Origin of the sequence: Onishia taeanensis (assembly GCF_013349955.1) — a bacterium.
Lineage (GTDB): Bacteria > Pseudomonadota > Gammaproteobacteria > Pseudomonadales > Halomonadaceae > Onishia > Onishia taeanensis_B.
The window spans coordinates 92,785-107,756 of record NZ_JABVXC010000002.1; the positions used below are offsets into that span (position 1 = coordinate 92,785).

8 protein-coding genes are annotated in these 14,972 nt (G+C 64.2%); 1 reads left to right on the forward strand and 7 read right to left on the reverse strand.

The annotated features are described in order from the left end of the window. Positions 1–27 precede the first annotated feature (27 nt). The 7 genes from fadA to cysM form a co-directional block, all read right to left on the reverse strand. Complete coding sequence (gene fadA / locus HUS66_RS03225; protein WP_175069530.1) at positions 28–1,206, reverse strand: acetyl-CoA C-acyltransferase FadA; 1,179 nt, start codon at positions 1,204–1,206, stop codon at positions 28–30. A gap of 27 nt (positions 1,207–1,233) precedes the next feature. Further along, on the reverse strand, positions 1,234–3,423 hold the full coding sequence (fadB, locus tag HUS66_RS03230; protein WP_175069531.1) for a fatty acid oxidation complex subunit alpha FadB: 2,190 nt from the start codon (positions 3,421–3,423) through the stop codon (positions 1,234–1,236). A gap of 398 nt (positions 3,424–3,821) precedes the next feature. After that, positions 3,822–6,470 (reverse strand): phosphoenolpyruvate carboxylase, encoded by a 2,649-nt coding sequence (gene ppc, locus HUS66_RS03235; RefSeq protein ID WP_175069532.1) that lies wholly within the window; start codon positions 6,468–6,470, stop codon positions 3,822–3,824. A gap of 134 nt (positions 6,471–6,604) precedes the next feature. Then, positions 6,605–7,480 (reverse strand): nucleoside triphosphate pyrophosphohydrolase, encoded by an 876-nt coding sequence (gene mazG, locus HUS66_RS03240; protein ID WP_175069533.1) that lies wholly within the window; start codon positions 7,478–7,480, stop codon positions 6,605–6,607. After that, positions 7,480–9,756 (reverse strand): GTP diphosphokinase, encoded by a 2,277-nt coding sequence (gene relA / locus HUS66_RS03245; RefSeq protein ID WP_175069534.1) that lies wholly within the window; start codon positions 9,754–9,756, stop codon positions 7,480–7,482. The genes mazG and relA overlap by 1 nt, the downstream gene beginning before the upstream one ends. Before the next feature lie 6 nt (positions 9,757–9,762). Then, on the reverse strand, positions 9,763–11,247 hold the full coding sequence (rlmD, locus tag HUS66_RS03250) for a 23S rRNA (uracil(1939)-C(5))-methyltransferase RlmD (protein WP_175069535.1): 1,485 nt from the start codon (positions 11,245–11,247) through the stop codon (positions 9,763–9,765). A 1-nt stretch (position 11,248) separates the two neighbouring features. Next, the gene (gene cysM / locus HUS66_RS03255; RefSeq protein WP_175069536.1) at positions 11,249–12,145 is read right to left on the reverse strand and encodes a cysteine synthase CysM; all 897 of its coding nucleotides are present in this window, start codon (positions 12,143–12,145) and stop codon (positions 11,249–11,251) included. A gap of 118 nt (positions 12,146–12,263) precedes the next feature. Here cysM and HUS66_RS03260 point away from each other — a divergent pair, with 118 nt between their 5' ends. Further along, positions 12,264–14,957 carry an ATP-binding protein gene (locus HUS66_RS03260; RefSeq protein ID WP_175069537.1) on the forward strand — a complete coding sequence of 898 codons (2,694 nt, stop codon included), beginning with the start codon at positions 12,264–12,266 and terminating at the stop codon, positions 14,955–14,957. Positions 14,958–14,972: the final 15 nt, after the last annotated feature.

Consider the following 14,972-nt stretch of genomic DNA (forward strand, 5'->3'; position numbering starts at 1 on the left):
CACTTAAGCGTTCTTGCTAGCGGGTCGTCATTTAAGCCGCTCGAAGATGGTCGCCACGCCCTGGCCCATGCCGATGCACATGGTGGCAAGCCCCAGGCGAGTGTCCTGCTGTTCCATCACGTTGAGCAGGGTGGTGCAGATCCGCGACCCGGAACAACCCAGCGGGTGGCCAAGAGCGATGGCACCGCCGTTAAGGTTGACCGCCTCGTCCATGCGATCGTGGAGGCCGAGATCCTTGAGCACCGGCAGCGACTGGGCGGCGAAGGCCTCGTTGAGCTCGACGGTCTGGATGTCATCGATGGTCAGGCCGGCCGCCTTGAGCGCCTTCTTGGTCGCCGGCACCGGGCCATAGCCCATGATCGAGGCATCGCAGCCGGCAACGCCGGTGGACAGCACCCGGGCGATCGGCTCGAGACCCAGTGCCTGGGCGCGTTCGTAGCTCATCACCGCCATACCGCTGGCACCCACCGAGAGCGCAGAAGACGTACCGGCGGTGACGGTGCCGTGGCGCGGGTCGAAGACCGGCTTCAGCGCGCCCATGGATTCGAGGCTGGCATCGCCACGAATCACTTCGTCGCGATCCACCCGCACCTTGAAGCCCTCGGCGTCATGGCCCTCGACGCCGATGATCTCGTTGTCGAAGCGACCGGCGTCGAGAGCGGCCTGGGCCCGCTGATGAGAGCGCACGCCGAAGGCGTCCTGCTGCTCGCGGCTGATGTTGTGCATCTTGCCCAGCAGCTCGGCGGTCAGGCCCATCATCATCGCCGCCTTGGCGGCATGCTTGCTGGCGGCCGGGTTCACATCGACACCGTGGGTCATCGGCACGTGCTCCATGTGCTCGACGCCGCCGATGATATAGAAGTCGCCCATGCCGGCCTTGATGTTCGCACTGGCGATATGCAGCGCGCTCATCGAGGAGCCACACAACCGGTTGACGGTCTGGGCCGGCACGCTGCGCGGGATGCCGGTCATGATCGCTGCGTTGCGGGCGATGTTCATGGCCTGTTCGAGGGTCTGATTGACGCAGCCCCAGATCACATCATCGACTTCCCCGGGGTTGAGCCCGGGATTGCGGTCGAACAGCGCCTGCATCACCGACGCCGACAGGTTTTCGGCACGCACGTGGCGGAAGGCGCCCTGCTTGGCCTTGGCCATGGCGGTACGCACGCCGTCGACCACCACGATATCTCTTGGATTCAAACTCATCTGACAACCTCTCCTGTACGTGGTGGCTCAAGCCTTCCCGGCATCGGAATAGAAACGCTCGCCGGCCTTGGCCATGGCGCGCAGTTTGTCGGTGGGGGCATAGAGCGGCCCCAGTTCCTCGGCCAGGCGCTCGGCCTGGGCAACGAAGGCCTCGAGGCCCATAGCGTCGATATAGCGCAGCGCGCCACCGCGGAACGGCGGGAAGCCGATGCCATAGATCAGCGCCATGTCAGCCTCGGCTGGGGTAGCGACGATGTTGTCTTCCAGGCAGCGCACGGTTTCCAGGCACAGCGGCACCATCATGCGGGCGATGATTTCCTCGTCGGAGAAGTCCTGGCTGGCCGTGGCAAGCTCTTTAACCAGGGAAAGCGCTACCTCGTCCTCAACCTTCTTCGGCTTGCCCTTCTTGTCTTCCTCGTAGGCATAGAAACCCTTGGCGTTCTTCTGGCCCAAGCGCTCGGCCTCATACATCGCCTGTATGGCGGTCTTGCCCCCGTTCTTGGCTCCCTGCGCCATACGATCCGGGAAGCCCTCGGCCATTACCTCATTGGCGTGCACGGCGGTGTCCATGCCTACCACGTCGAGCAGGTAGGCGGGGCCCATCGGCCAACCGAACTTCTCCATGATCTTGTCGACCCGGCGGAAGTCGGCGCCCTGCTCGACCAGCAGGCTGAAGCCGCCGAAATAGGGGAAGAGCACGCGATTGACCAGAAAGCCCGGGCAGTCGTTGACCACGATCGGCGTCTTGCCCATGGCCCGTGCGTAGGAAACGGTGGCCGCCACGGCCGCATCGCTGGTCTTCTCACCGCGGATCACCTCGACCAGCGGCATGCGGTGCACCGGGTTGAAGAAGTGCATGCCGCAGAAGTTCTCGGGGCGCTTGAGGTTCTCGGCCAAGCGGGTGATGGAGATGGTCGAGGTGTTGGAGGCGAGAATGGTGTCCTCGCCGACCTGCCCTTCCACCTCGGTGAGCACCGCGTCCTTGACCTTGGGGTTCTCGACCACCGCCTCGACCACCAGATCGACGTGGCCAAAATCGCCGTAGGAAAGGGTCGGGCGAATGTTGGTGAGCTTCTCGGCCATCGTCTCGGTGGTGAGCTTATTCCGCTCGACCTGCTTGGCGAACAGCTTGCGCGCCTCCTTGAGGCCAAGCTCGATGGCGTCGTCCTTGATGTCCTTCATCAGGATCGGCGTGCCCTTCGAGGCGCTCTGGTAGGCGATACCACCGCCCATGATGCCGGCCCCCAGTACCGCGGTCTGATTGACCGCTTGCGCCTGTTTGGCGTAATGGCTGCCTTTCTTCTTGACCACCTGGTCATTGATGAACAGCCCGACCAGGTTGTAGCAGACATCGGTCAGCGCCAGCTTGGCGAAGGCCTTGGCCTCGATGGCCTGGCAGCGCTCACGACCCTCACCGGCGCCCTTCTGGATCACTTTGATGGCTTCGATGGGCGCAGGATAGTGCGGGCCCGCCTTGCCGGCCACATAGCCCTTGGCGGTCTCGAAGACCATCATCTGCTCGATGGCATCGAGCTTGAGTGGCGAGGTCTTCTCGTCGCGCCGCGCCCGGTAATCGAGTTCGCCGGCATTGGCCCGGGCCAGGATATCCCGCGCCGCGGCCTCCAGGCGCTCTCCCGGCACCACCGCATCCACGGCGCCGACCTTGAGGGCGGCGTCGGCGCGATTTTCGGTGCCACCAGCGATCCATTCAATGGCGTTATCGGCGCCGATCAAGCGCGGCAGGCGCACGCAGCCTCCCCAGCCCGGCAGAATGCCGAGCTTGGTTTCGGGCAGGCCGATCTTGGCGGTGTCGGCCATCACGCGGAAATCGGTGGTCAGCGTGACCTCGCAACCGCCGCCCAGCGCCAGGCCGTTGATGGCGGTGACGGTGGGAAACGGCAGATCCTCGATGGCGTTGAAGATGGCATGCACCTGCTGGTTCATCTCGACCAGATAGTCCTCACCCTTCTCAAACAGGCCATGGAACTCGGTGATGTCGGCGCCAACGATGAAGGCGTCCTTGGCACTGGTGATTACCAGGCCGCTCAGGCCCTGGGTCGCGGCGATGGCCTTCACCGCCTCGCCAAGCTCCGCGACCACCGCGCTGGACAGCTTGTTGACTGACTCATCCTTCAAATCGAAGGTGAGCGTGGCGATGGGCTCGCCCCCGTTATTGGTTTCGCTCGCCACCGTGATGGCGTTGCCTTGATAGATCATCCATTCATCTCCAAACAGGGTTGGATGCCGGTGCCCGGCCGCGCATTCATACGGCCGTTTGATTACGGATCAGCTTGCGCCAGCCGCCGCGAAGCGTCAAGCCCCACGGTCTTAGCGAAAGGTACTAGCCGCAGGGCCTCGTTAACGCTGCCGGTTAAAGGTGGTGGATAAAAGTGCTGGTAATAGGAGCCTGGCTGGGCTGGGAGACTCGTTCAGAGAAGGACCTGGTCAGACAAGCAGCCAGGCAAGCCAAAGGTATGAAAAGGATGTCGCGCCAGCCAAGGCTCAACCAGACCGCCCAGCGATGCGCACGGACTCGCATCGCCGGGTGGTTCTAAGCGTCGGTTGAACCATGAACCGAGCGTCTCCGGGCTAGAGGTTAGTTAGCCCATCGGGCATTAACCCGTGTTGCGCAACCCCGCGGAGATGCCCGCCATGGTCACCATCAAGGCGCGCGTCAGGGCCGGGCTGATGGCACCATCGGCATCCCGGTTACGCTGCAGCAACTCGGCCTGCAGGCCATGCAGCGGGTCGATATAGGGATTGCGCACCGCGATGGCCTGGTGAATCAGCGGTGTATTCTCGAGTAGCTCTCGCTGATCGAGGATATCGAGCAGCGCCGACTGCAGCTTCGTGAAACGCCCGCGCAGCTCAGCGCCCAGCTCCAGCAGCCCGGGCTCATCGACCAGGCGCCGTTCGTAGTAGGCGGCAATGTCGATATCGGCCTTGGCGGACAGCATCTCCAGCATGTCCAGATAGGTGCCGAAGAAGGGCCAGCGGCTGCGCATTTCCTGCAATCGCTCGAGGCCGCCAGGCTCGGCCAGGCGCTGGACGAAGGCCTCACCGCTGCCTAACCAGGCGGGCAGCATCAAGCGGGTCTGGGTCCAGGCGAAGATCCAGGGGATCGCGCGCAGGGTCTCGACACCACCGTCCTGACGCCGCTTGGTGGGACGGGAACCCAGCGGCAGCCGCCCCAGGGAGCCTTCCGGCGTCACCGCACGGAAATAGGGGACGAAGTCCGGGTTCTCGCGCACCACACCCACATAGGCCTTGTGCGCTACCTCAGCGAGATGATCCATCTCCTCCCGCCAGGCGGGCTCAGGGGCCGGCGGCGGCAACAGCGTCGCCTCCAGCACCGCGCAGGCATAGATCTCCATCGAGCGCAGGGCAATGTCCGGCTGACCGAACTTGAAGCGGATCATCTCCCCCTGCTCGGTGACCCTGAGGCTGCCGTTCACCGAGCCTGGCGGCTGGGAAAGAATCGCCGCGTGCGCCGGACCGCCCCCGCGGCCCACGGTGCCACCGCGACCATGGAAGAGCGTCAGATCCACCCCGTGGCGCTTGCAGACCTCGACCAGGGTCTCCTGCGCCCGATACTGGGCCCAGGCGGCGGCCAGCTGGCCGGCATCCTTGGCCGAATCGGAATAGCCGATCATCACTTCCTGCTCGTCGCCGGCCAGGCGGCGATAGCCCGGCAGCGCCAGCAGCCGATCGATAACGTCGCCGGCCCGGTTCAGGTCATCCAGGGTCTCGAACAGCGGCGCTATGGGCAGCGCCACGTCGCCACCGACTTCTTTCATCAACAGCGCCACCGCCAGCACATCGGACGGCTGGCCGGCCATGGAAATGATGTAGGTGCCGAGCGCCTCGCGTTGCTCGGAGGCGATCACCCGGAAGGTATCGATCACCTCGCGGGTCTCGCTGGAACACTCCCAGCGACGCGGGATCAGCGGACGCCGGGAGCTGAGCTCACCGAGCAGGAATTCCTGGCGCTTGGCTTCGTCCCATTGTTGATAGTGCCCCTGGCCCAGATAATCGGTCAGCTCGTCGAACACCTGAGTATGGCGGGACGATTCCTGACGCAGATCGAGCTTGGTCAGGGTCACGCCGAACACCGCGACGCGGCGCAGGGTGTCGAGCAGCACGCCGTTGGCGATGGTATCCAGGCCGACATCGCACAGCGAGCGGTAGCAAGACAGCAGCGGCGCATAGAGCTGGTCGCGGTGCTCGATGATCGGCCCGCCCTCGTGGGGCTCGCCGTCGAGTCCGGCCTTGGCCCAGTCGCGGGTGGCTTCGACCTTGGCGGTAAGGCGCTTGAGCAGTTCCCGATAGGGTTCCGGGGCATCACCGACCTCGGCGCGCAAGGCACTGTTGGCCTTCCACATCGATAGCTCGGCCTTGAGCTGGTCCAGGTCGCGCAGGTACAAGTCTGCGGCCATCCAACGGCCCAGCAGCAGAACCTCGCGGGTGACCTTGGCGGTGACGTTGGGATTGCCGTCCCGGTCGCCGCCCATCCAGGAGGCGAAACGCAGCGGCGCGGCATCCAATGGCAGGCGCTCGCCGGCGGCCTCCAGCAACAGGCTGTCGAGGTCGCGGTGGAAATCCGGCACCGCCTGCCACAGCGAGTTCTCGATCACCGCGAACCCCCACTTGGCTTCGTCGACCGGGGTAGGACGCTCGTGGCGAATCTCGTCGGTGTGCCAGGCCTGGCTGATCAGTTCTTCCAGTCGACCATGGACCCGAGTCAGTTTCTCGGGGGAATCGACGGTCGACTCGAGTCCTGTCAGGCAATCATCGATGGCATCGTACTTCTGGATCAGGGTACGGCGAATGACCTCGGTGGGATGGGCGGTCAGCACCAGCTCGACCCGCATGCTGGCCAGCGACTCGACCAGCTTGCGAGGCGAGTGACCGGCCTTGCGCGCCCGGGCGATCAGGTCGCCAAGTTCTGGCTGGGAACCCGGCTTGTAGTCTTCGACGCGACGAAAGCGCGCCCGGTAGTGCTGCTCGGCGATATTGGCGAGGTTGAGGAACTGGTTAAAGGCCCGAGTGACCGGCAGGAGATCGCGATCCGGCAGCCGGCGCAGATATTCGATCAGCTCACGGCGCCCTTCGGAATCGCCCTGCCGGCCGCGCTTGGCCAGGCCACGGATGGACTCGATCTTGTCGACGAAGCCCTCACCCAGATCATCGGCGATGGTGCGCCCCAGGCTATCGCCCAGCACGCGCACATTGTCTCGCAAAGATTCATGCAGATCGTCGCTCACAGACATCCCTCCTGTCGGCTATTGGCATTGTTGACCCGCTACTGCAATGGCGACTCCCGCGCCGCGATGAGATGCCTTCCCACTGGCGCGCGAGCGCCGTGTCTTGTCCGTCTGGCGGCCGATCATGCTGGCCATCAGGCCGATGTTTCACCGTTCTTTTTCAGTGCCTCGCCGTGCTTTTCACCCGCCTTGGCGGTCTGCCAATGTGCTTCCATGTCTTCGAGGGTGGCCTGGCCGAGCACCTTGCCCTCGCCGGCCAGAGCCGACTCCACGTGACGAAAACGCCGCTCGAACTTGGCGTTGGTGCCGCGCAGGCGTTGCTCGGGGTCGGTCTTCAAGGTACGGGCGAGATTGACCACCGCGAACAGCAGGTCGCCGACCTCCTCGCCGGCATGCTCCTGATCGCCCGCGGCCAACGCCTCCTCGACCTCGTCGAGTTCCTCGCGGATCTTGGCCAGCACGCCGCGATGATCGGGCCAGTCGAAACCGACCCGTGCGGCACGCTTGGAAAGCTTAGCGGCGCGGGTCAGTGCCGGCAGGTTGCGGGGCACATCGTCTAGCACCGAAACGGCCTTGACCTTATGACCAGCTCGCTCGGCTCGCTCATCGGCCTTGAGCGACTCCCAGCGTGAATGAACGTGGGCGGTCTCGACCTCGGCGGCAGTCTTACCGTCGCGGCGAGACGCCAGGGTGCCATCGGGAAAGACATGGGGGTGACGGCGCAGCATCTTCGCGGTCAGCACATGCACCACGTCATGGAAGTCGAACCGCCCTTCCTCCCGACCGAACTGGCTGTAATAGACCACCTGGAACAACAGGTCGCCAAGCTCGCCGGGCAGTTCACCAAAGGCGCGTCGCTCGATGGCATCGGCAACCTCGTAGGCTTCCTCGAGGGTGTGCGGCACGATCGAGTCCCAGTCCTGCTTGAGATCCCAGGGGCAGCCCCGATCGGCATCGCGCAGCACCGCCATCAGGGTCAGCAAGTCATCGAGACGGTACCGTTCGCTCATCAACGCCCTCCCTTGCCGCGGACCTTGCCTTTGGCGCCGCTTCTCAGACGCTTGACGTCGAGCACGTTGGAAAGCTGCTGGATGCGCGAGAACAGCCGCCCCAGGGTCTCCAAACCATCCACCTCGAGGGTGATGGTCATTCTGGCCAGACCCTCGACCTCATCGGTCTGGGTGTTCACGGAGAGCACGTTGACCTTGTCGTTACCCAGCACGCCGGTCACATCGCGCAGCAGCCCTGAGCGATCCCAGGCTTCGATCTCGATATCCACCGGATAGCGAGTCGCCGCCCGCTCGCCCCATTCCACCTCGATGATGCGCTTGGGCTCGTCCAGGCGCAGCTGAAGAATGTTGGGGCAGTCCTGGCGGTGAACGGTGACGCCGCGCCCCTGGGTGATGAAACCGACGATATGCTCGCCGGGCACCGGATGGCAGCAGTTGGCCATGCTGGTCTTGAGGTTGCCGACCCCCAGCACGGTGATGCCCTGATCGCCGGCGGCCGGCTTCTCGCGGCGCGGTTTGGCCAGCAGCCGGTCGAGCTGTTCCTGGTCATCGTGCTCGCCGAACAGTTGCTGGGCCTGATGCAGCACCTGGCCGATGCGCAGGTCGCCAGCGCCGATGGCCGCGTACATGTCCTCGGGGGTCGTGTAGTTGACCTTATGCGCCAGGGTGGTGAGGTCGATATCCTCGACGTCGAGGCGCTTCATCTCCTTGTCGAAGAGCGCCTTGCCCTCATCCAGGTTCTGGCCGCGCGCCTGCTGCTTGAACCAGGCCTGAATCTTGGCCCGGGCGCGGGAGGTACGCACGAAGCCCACCGAGGGGTTGAGCCAGTCGCGGCTGGGCCCCCCCTTGGTGGCGGTCAGGATCTCGACCTGCTGGCCGGTCTTGAGCTCATAGGTCAGCGGCACGATGCGGCCGTTGACCTTGGCGCCGCGACAGCGATGGCCGATCTCGGTGTGCACCCGGTAGGCGAAATCGATGGGCGTGGCCACCCGCGGCAGATCGATGACGTGGCCATCGGGGGTAAAGACATAAATGCGATCCGGCGCCACATCGCTCGAGAGCCCTTCACGCAGGTCGCCGAAACCGCCGACTTCCTCTTGCCACTCGAGCACCTGACGCAGCCAGGCGATCTTGTCTTCGTAGCTGCGGCTCTTGGCCTTGGTGTCGTGGCCCTTGTAGCGCCAGTGGGCACAGACGCCGAGCTCCGCCTCCTCGTGCATGGCAAAGGTGCGGATCTGAATCTCGAGCACCTTGTTCTCGGGGCCAAACACGGCGGTATGCAGCGACTGATATCCGTTCTTCTTGGGGTTGGCGATGTAATCGTCGAATTCGTTGGGCACGTGGTGCCAGCGGGAATGCACGATGCCCAGCACCGTGTAGCAGTCGGCCACCCGAGGCACCAGGATGCGCACGGCGCGCACATCATAGACCTGGGAGAAATCGATGTGCTTGCGCTGCATCTTCCGCCAGATCGAATAGATATGCTTGGCACGGCCGTCGACGTCGTACTCGTGGATGTCCTGGGCTTCCAGAAGCTCCTTGAGCGTTCCCACCACATCGTTGATATAGCTCGTGCGGTCGAGGCGCTTCTCGGCCAGTTGCTTGGCGATCGACTTGTACTCGGCCTCGTGGAGGTAGCGGAAGGACAGGTCCTCGAGCTCCCACTTGAGATGGCCGATGCCCAGCCGGTGCGCCAGCGGAGCATAGATATCGAACACTTCGCGAGCCACCCGCAGGCGCTTGTCGCGGGTAGTATCCTTGACCTGACGCAGGGCGCAGGTGCGTTCGGCGATCTTGATCAGCGCCACGCGCACGTCGTCGATCATGGTCACCAGCATGCGCCGCAGGTTGTCCTGCTGACTGTACTGGGACATATCCTGACTGGGCAGGGCCTGATGGCTAATCGCCGCCATGTGCAGCACGCCTTCGATCAAGGTGGCGACTTCCTGGCCGAAGCGCTTCTCGACGGCCTCGACCGAGATCAACTTGACGCGCACCGAACGATAGAGCACGGCGGCTTCCAAGGCGGTCTGGTCGAGCCTGAGTTCGCCGAGAATATCGGCCATTTCAAGCCCCATGCGATAGCTCGACCCGTTGCCAAGCCCGAACTGCTGCGCTTGGCTGGCCTCATCGGCGAGGCTGCAGGCCAGTTCACAGACTTCACGCATCCGTTCTGCGTTGGTCAGCACGGCTTCCTCGCCGAGGCGAGCCAGCCATTGGTCGAGGTCCACCGCGCCGTCATCGGTCAACGGCTGGTCATCACGCACCTTTACCATGGTGCTTCACTCCTTTGGCATCTGCGCCGGCGTCACGTCGGACGCAGGAATTTCGGGATGCTCGAACAGCAACACGGCCTCGAGGTGGGCGGTCTGGGCAAACATGTCGGCAACCGCCGAGCGCACCAGCCGATAGCCACCGGCGGCCAGATATGCCGCATCCCGGGCAAGGGTCGCCGGGTCACAGGAAACATAGAGAATCCGCGCGACCCCGGACCTGGCCAGCTGACGCGACAAGGCTTCTGCGCCTTCCCGGGGTGGATCCAGCACCACCAGGTCCCAGTCGTTCTCGTCGAGTAGTGCGCGGACCGGATCCTCACGACTCAGGTCCGCCTGGCGGGCGCTGACCCCGGAAAGGTCGTTGCGCCGGGCATTGGCGGCCAGGCGTTCGACCATCAGCGGGTTGCCTTCCACGCCGGTCACCATGCCGGTGTATGCGGCCAGTGCCAGGCTGAAGTTGCCGACGCCAGCGAAGCAGTCGAGCACGCGCTCACCGGATTGAGGCGCCAGCCATTCGAGGGCCGTATCGACCAGTCGCTGATTGACCGAGGCGTTGACCTGCAGGAAGTCACCCGGCGCAAAGCCAAGCACCAGCTCACGGCTGGCTTCAGACACGGTTGCCTGGTCATTCTCGCGCTCGGGCCCAGCCAGCGTCCGCCCATCCAGTACCACCCTATAGTGCAGATCGGGCGCCTCCGTGAGCCATTCGAGGCGCGGCGACTCACGGCCCAGCAACCAGCCAAGCGATAGCTCGTGGGCCGCGGCAAAGGCTTGCCAGCGATGGGCATCGCTTGGCTGAGCGCGCAGCTGACGCACCACCAGACAGATGCCCTCGTCGCTGGCGATAAGCTCGAGATGCCCCACCTGACGCGGCGCCTCGAGGCTCACGAGCTGCTCACGAAGCGGCGTCAGCAAGGCCTCGAGGGCAGGCACCAGCACCGGACACGCTGCCATGTCGACCAGATGGTGGCTACCCCGGGCGCGAAAGCCCAGATGGATGCGGCCCTCGGCATCGACCTTGACGCCGAGCCGCGCCCGGCGCCGATAGCCGAACCCGTCGGAGCTCAGCAGCGCCGGCGCGTTATCCAGGGTAAGCCCCTGACGAGCCAGTTGCTCGACCAGCACCTGCTGCTTATGGCGGCGCTGGGCATTCAGTGTCTGGTGCTGCAGGTCGCAGCCGCCGCAGACGCCGAAATGCGCACAGGCCGGCGTCTCACGTTCGGGCGCCGCCTTGAGCACCTCACGAACATGCGCCTCATCGAAGCGCTGGCGGCTCTTGTGCACGGCTATTTCTACCCGCTCACCGGGCAGTGCGCGATCGATGAACAGGGTCTTGCCGGCCGCATTGCGCGCCACGCCTCGGCCATCGTGAGCGAGACGCAAAATCTCCACGCCCTGGTCATCGGCAGCCGCCTGCTGAGCCCCGCGTGGCATCGTCGGGGCTTTCCTGGCAGCGGATTTTGGCGTGCGGCGCTTGCCTAGCATCGCCATCTTATTGCTCCGGCGCATAAAGGCCGGTGGACAGATAACGATCGCCACGATCGCAGACGATGAAGGCGATCACCGCATTCTCGACCTCTTCGGCTACCTTGAGAGCACCAGCAAGAGCACCGCCGGAGGAAACGCCGGCGAAGATGCCCTCTTCCCGCGCCAGCCGGCGCATATGTTGTTCGGCTTCGGTCTGACCGATATCGATCACCCGGTCGACCCGTGCGGGCTCGAAGATGCTCGGCAGATACGCCTCGGGCCAGCGGCGGATGCCGGCGATGCTGGCGCCGTCCTCGGGCTGCAGGCCGATGATCTGCACCTCGGGGTTCTGCTCCTTGAGATAGCGAGACACGCCCATGATGGTGCCGGTGGTGCCCATCGAGCTGATGAAGTGGGTAATGGTGCCCTCGGTCTGGCGCCACAGCTCCGGCCCGGTGGTGCGGTAGTGCGCCATGGGGTTATCGGGGTTGGCGAACTGATTGAGGGGCTTGCCCTCGCCGCGGGCGATCATGGTGCCGGCCAGATCTCGAGCCCCCTCCATGCCCTGCTCTTGAGTCACCGGGATCAACTCGGCACCGAAGGCCGCCATGGCCTGCTTGCGCTCGCTGGACGCATTGTCGGGCATGATCAGCACCATGCGATACCCCTTCATGGCGGCCGCCATGGCCAGCGCAATGCCGGTATTGCCGGAGGTGGCCTCGATCAGGGTATCTCCGGGAGTGATCTCGCCGCGCGCCTCGGCCTCGGCGATCATCGAAAGGGCCGGCCGATCCTTGACCGACCCCGCCGGGTTGTTGCCCTCGAGCTTGGCCAGCAGGGTGTTGTTGCGTCCGGCAGCGATGCGCTTCAGGCGCACCAAGGGGGTGTTGCCGACCACATCCTCGAGCGTGGGAAATTGCATCTAACCTTCCTTCTGGAAAAGTCTTTGTCGCCATTATATCGCCGGGCGTGTCCCGGTGACAGGGATCGGCCATGGCTGTGGCATACTGCACGCAAATGAAGTTTCTAGAGAATCATGCATGTCGATCAAGACGCGCCTGCTGCTATGGCTGATGTTACTGCCGCTGAGTTTGCTGGCCATCACCTCTGCCCTGAACCTGACCCACGAGACCAATCAGCGTCGCTCATCGCTTCAGCAACACCTGATGGAAAGCACAGCCCTGACCGCCAAGGCGATGAGTGAGGCGCTGGCCAATCAACAGGACGATGCTCTGCGAACACTGGGCGAGGGCCTGCTCGAGATCGAAGAGATACGCTCGGTGCGCCTCTTCTCAGGGACAGGCGGCCCCCTGATGTCACTTGGCCAGCCACCCCGCACCTCTGCACGCCCACCAACCGAGCCAACGCTCGATACCGATTGCGCGGGCTGGCAACTGACGCTGCCCTTGAACGGTTCCGACAAGTGGCTGGCGGTCGAAGTCGAGACGCTGGGTCTTACGCTGAGCAACTATCGTCACCTGCTGATCCACGGACTGGGCCTGCTGCTGGCTGGTCTGGGCCTCTTTCTGCTGGCCTATTCGCTGAGCCGTCGCATCACCGAGCCCTTGGTCGCTATTCAGGCGGCACTGGAGCGCCTCAATCGCGGCGATCATGGCATTCGCTTATCCGAAACGGGGCCCGAAGAGACGGCCCAGATCATGACGAGCGTCAATGCCCTGCGCGATCACCTGGAGCGTGTACAGGAAGACATGCAGGCACAGATCGAGCAGAACACCCAGGACCTGCAGGAATCGATGGAGACCATCGAGGTCAAGAATATCGAACTCGACATCGCTCACCGCCGTGCCCTGGAAGCCAGCCGTATCAAATCCGAATTCCTGGCCAACATGAGCCACGAGATCCGCACGCCGCTCAACGGCATCATCGGTTTCTGTCAGCTACTCGGGCGCTCACGGCTCGACAGTCGCCAGCAGGATTGGCTTGAACATATGCAGAAGACCTCGAACAGCCTGTTGCTGCTGGTCAATGACGTCCTGGATTTCTCCAAGATCGAGGCGGGAAAGCTCGAACTGGAGACCGTCCATCTGGACATGGTCGACCTGGTCGATGATGTGCTGGGAATGCAGGCGCCCCAGGCGCACCAGAAAGGGTTGCACCTGCTGGGACTGGTCTTCGACGACGTGCCGACCGATCTGCAGGGTGACCCACTGCGCATTCGCCAGGTGCTGACCAACCTCGTCAACAACGCCATCAAGTTCACCGAAAGTGGCGAGGTCATCGTGCGCGTGATGCTCGAAGAATCTCGAGAGCATCAGGTCACCCTGAGAGTCAACGTCAGCGATACCGGCATCGGCCTCCCCAAGGAACAACGCGATCGGCTGTTCAAGGCCTTCAGTCAGGCCAATTCGAGCGACACCCGCCATTTCGGCGGCACCGGGCTTGGTCTGGTGATCTGTCGCCAGTTGATCGAGCAGATGGGCGGCGCTATCACCATGTCCAGCGAGCCCGGTAACGGTTCGACCTTCTCCTTCAACCTGCCGCTGGCCACGCGCCACGAACATCGCATTCCGGAACTCGATCTCGGCGGTCGAGTGGTGGCCCTTTACGAGCCTCACCTCGCGACCCGGCGCGCCATTAACCATCTGCTCTCGACCTGGAACGCCAAGGTTCCGATTCTGGGTGGCGACGGCCATACCGCTCCGCCCTCGCCGCCCGATCTAGTGCTTGCCAGTCTCGACGCAAGGGATCTGGACCCCGACCGGCTGGCAAGCTGGCAGGCCTGTCTGGATGAAAGCACCTGTCCAACGATCCTGATGGCCAATGCCAGCCCTTACGATATGCCGGAACTGCGCCTGCCACGGGGAGGCGAGACGCTGACCAAGCCCATCTCGCGCCAGGCGCTGGCCGACACGATCAAGCAACAGCTCGGCCTGACGGCACCATCCAAGCTTCCGGTCTCGCAAACCTCGCTGCCCAAACTCGCCGCTGCCGACTCGCCGAGAGTGCTGGTGGTCGACGACGTGGCGTCCAACCGCCTGCTGCTGCAGGAGCTGCTGCGCGAAGCGGGCATCATGTCGCTGCTGGCCGCGAGCGGAGGAGAGGCTCTGGCACTGGCCCAGAGTGAGCGTATTGACCTTGTTTTGATGGACATCCGCATGCCCGGCATGGATGGCGAAGCCACCCTGGAAGCACTACGCCAACTGGGGGGCGTATGGAAAACCTGTCCGGTCATCGCCGTCACCGCCCACGCGCGGGAAGACGAGCGCCAACGCCTGCTGTCTTGCGGCATGCACGATGTGCTGATCAAGCCCGTCGACGCCAAGGTGCTGGTCAAACTGCTCAGCCAGCATCTGGCGCTGACCCTGCCGGCCCCGGGTCAGGGTGCGAGTGGAGCATTGGAGCTGGCATCCGGCGATAGCCATATCGAGGCTGACGGTGAGCTTGCGGTCGTGGATATGCAGATGGGGGCCAGGCTTGCCGGCGGGCGGGAGGACCTGGCGCGCAAGACATTGACCCTGCTGCTGGAAAGCCTCGACGAGAGCGAGGCCAGCCTCGATGCGGCCTGGCAGGCCGAGGACGAAGAAGCCCTTCTTGACGCCATCCACCGCCTGAACGGCGCCTGCCGCTATTGCGGGGTGCCACAACTGGCCCTGCTCGCCGAGACCCTGGAGACCCGGCTTCGGGTGCAGGGTGTGGCGGCGGTCGGCTCGCTGCTAAAGGAGCTATACGCTGCCATGGGGCGCCTGCGCGCCTGGCAGTCGCGACAGGCCTAAGGCCCAGGCATCAAG

Bases quoted from the DNA above. Each gene is read 5' to 3' on its own strand.
- fadB (WP_175069531.1), bottom strand. From the start codon at position 3,423: ATGATCTATCAAGGCAACGCCATCACGGTGGCGAGCGAAACCAATAAC.
- HUS66_RS03260 (WP_175069537.1), top strand. From the start codon at position 12,264: ATGTCGATCAAGACGCGCCTGCTGCTATGGCTGATGTTACTGCCGCTG.
- fadA (WP_175069530.1), bottom strand. From the start codon at position 1,206: ATGAGTTTGAATCCAAGAGATATCGTGGTGGTCGACGGCGTGCGTACC.
- rlmD (WP_175069535.1), bottom strand. From the start codon at position 11,247: ATGGCGATGCTAGGCAAGCGCCGCACGCCAAAATCCGCTGCCAGGAAA.
- cysM (WP_175069536.1), bottom strand. From the start codon at position 12,145: ATGCAATTTCCCACGCTCGAGGATGTGGTCGGCAACACCCCCTTGGTG.
- mazG (WP_175069533.1), bottom strand. From the start codon at position 7,480: ATGAGCGAACGGTACCGTCTCGATGACTTGCTGACCCTGATGGCGGTG.
- relA (WP_175069534.1), bottom strand. From the start codon at position 9,756: ATGGTAAAGGTGCGTGATGACCAGCCGTTGACCGATGACGGCGCGGTG.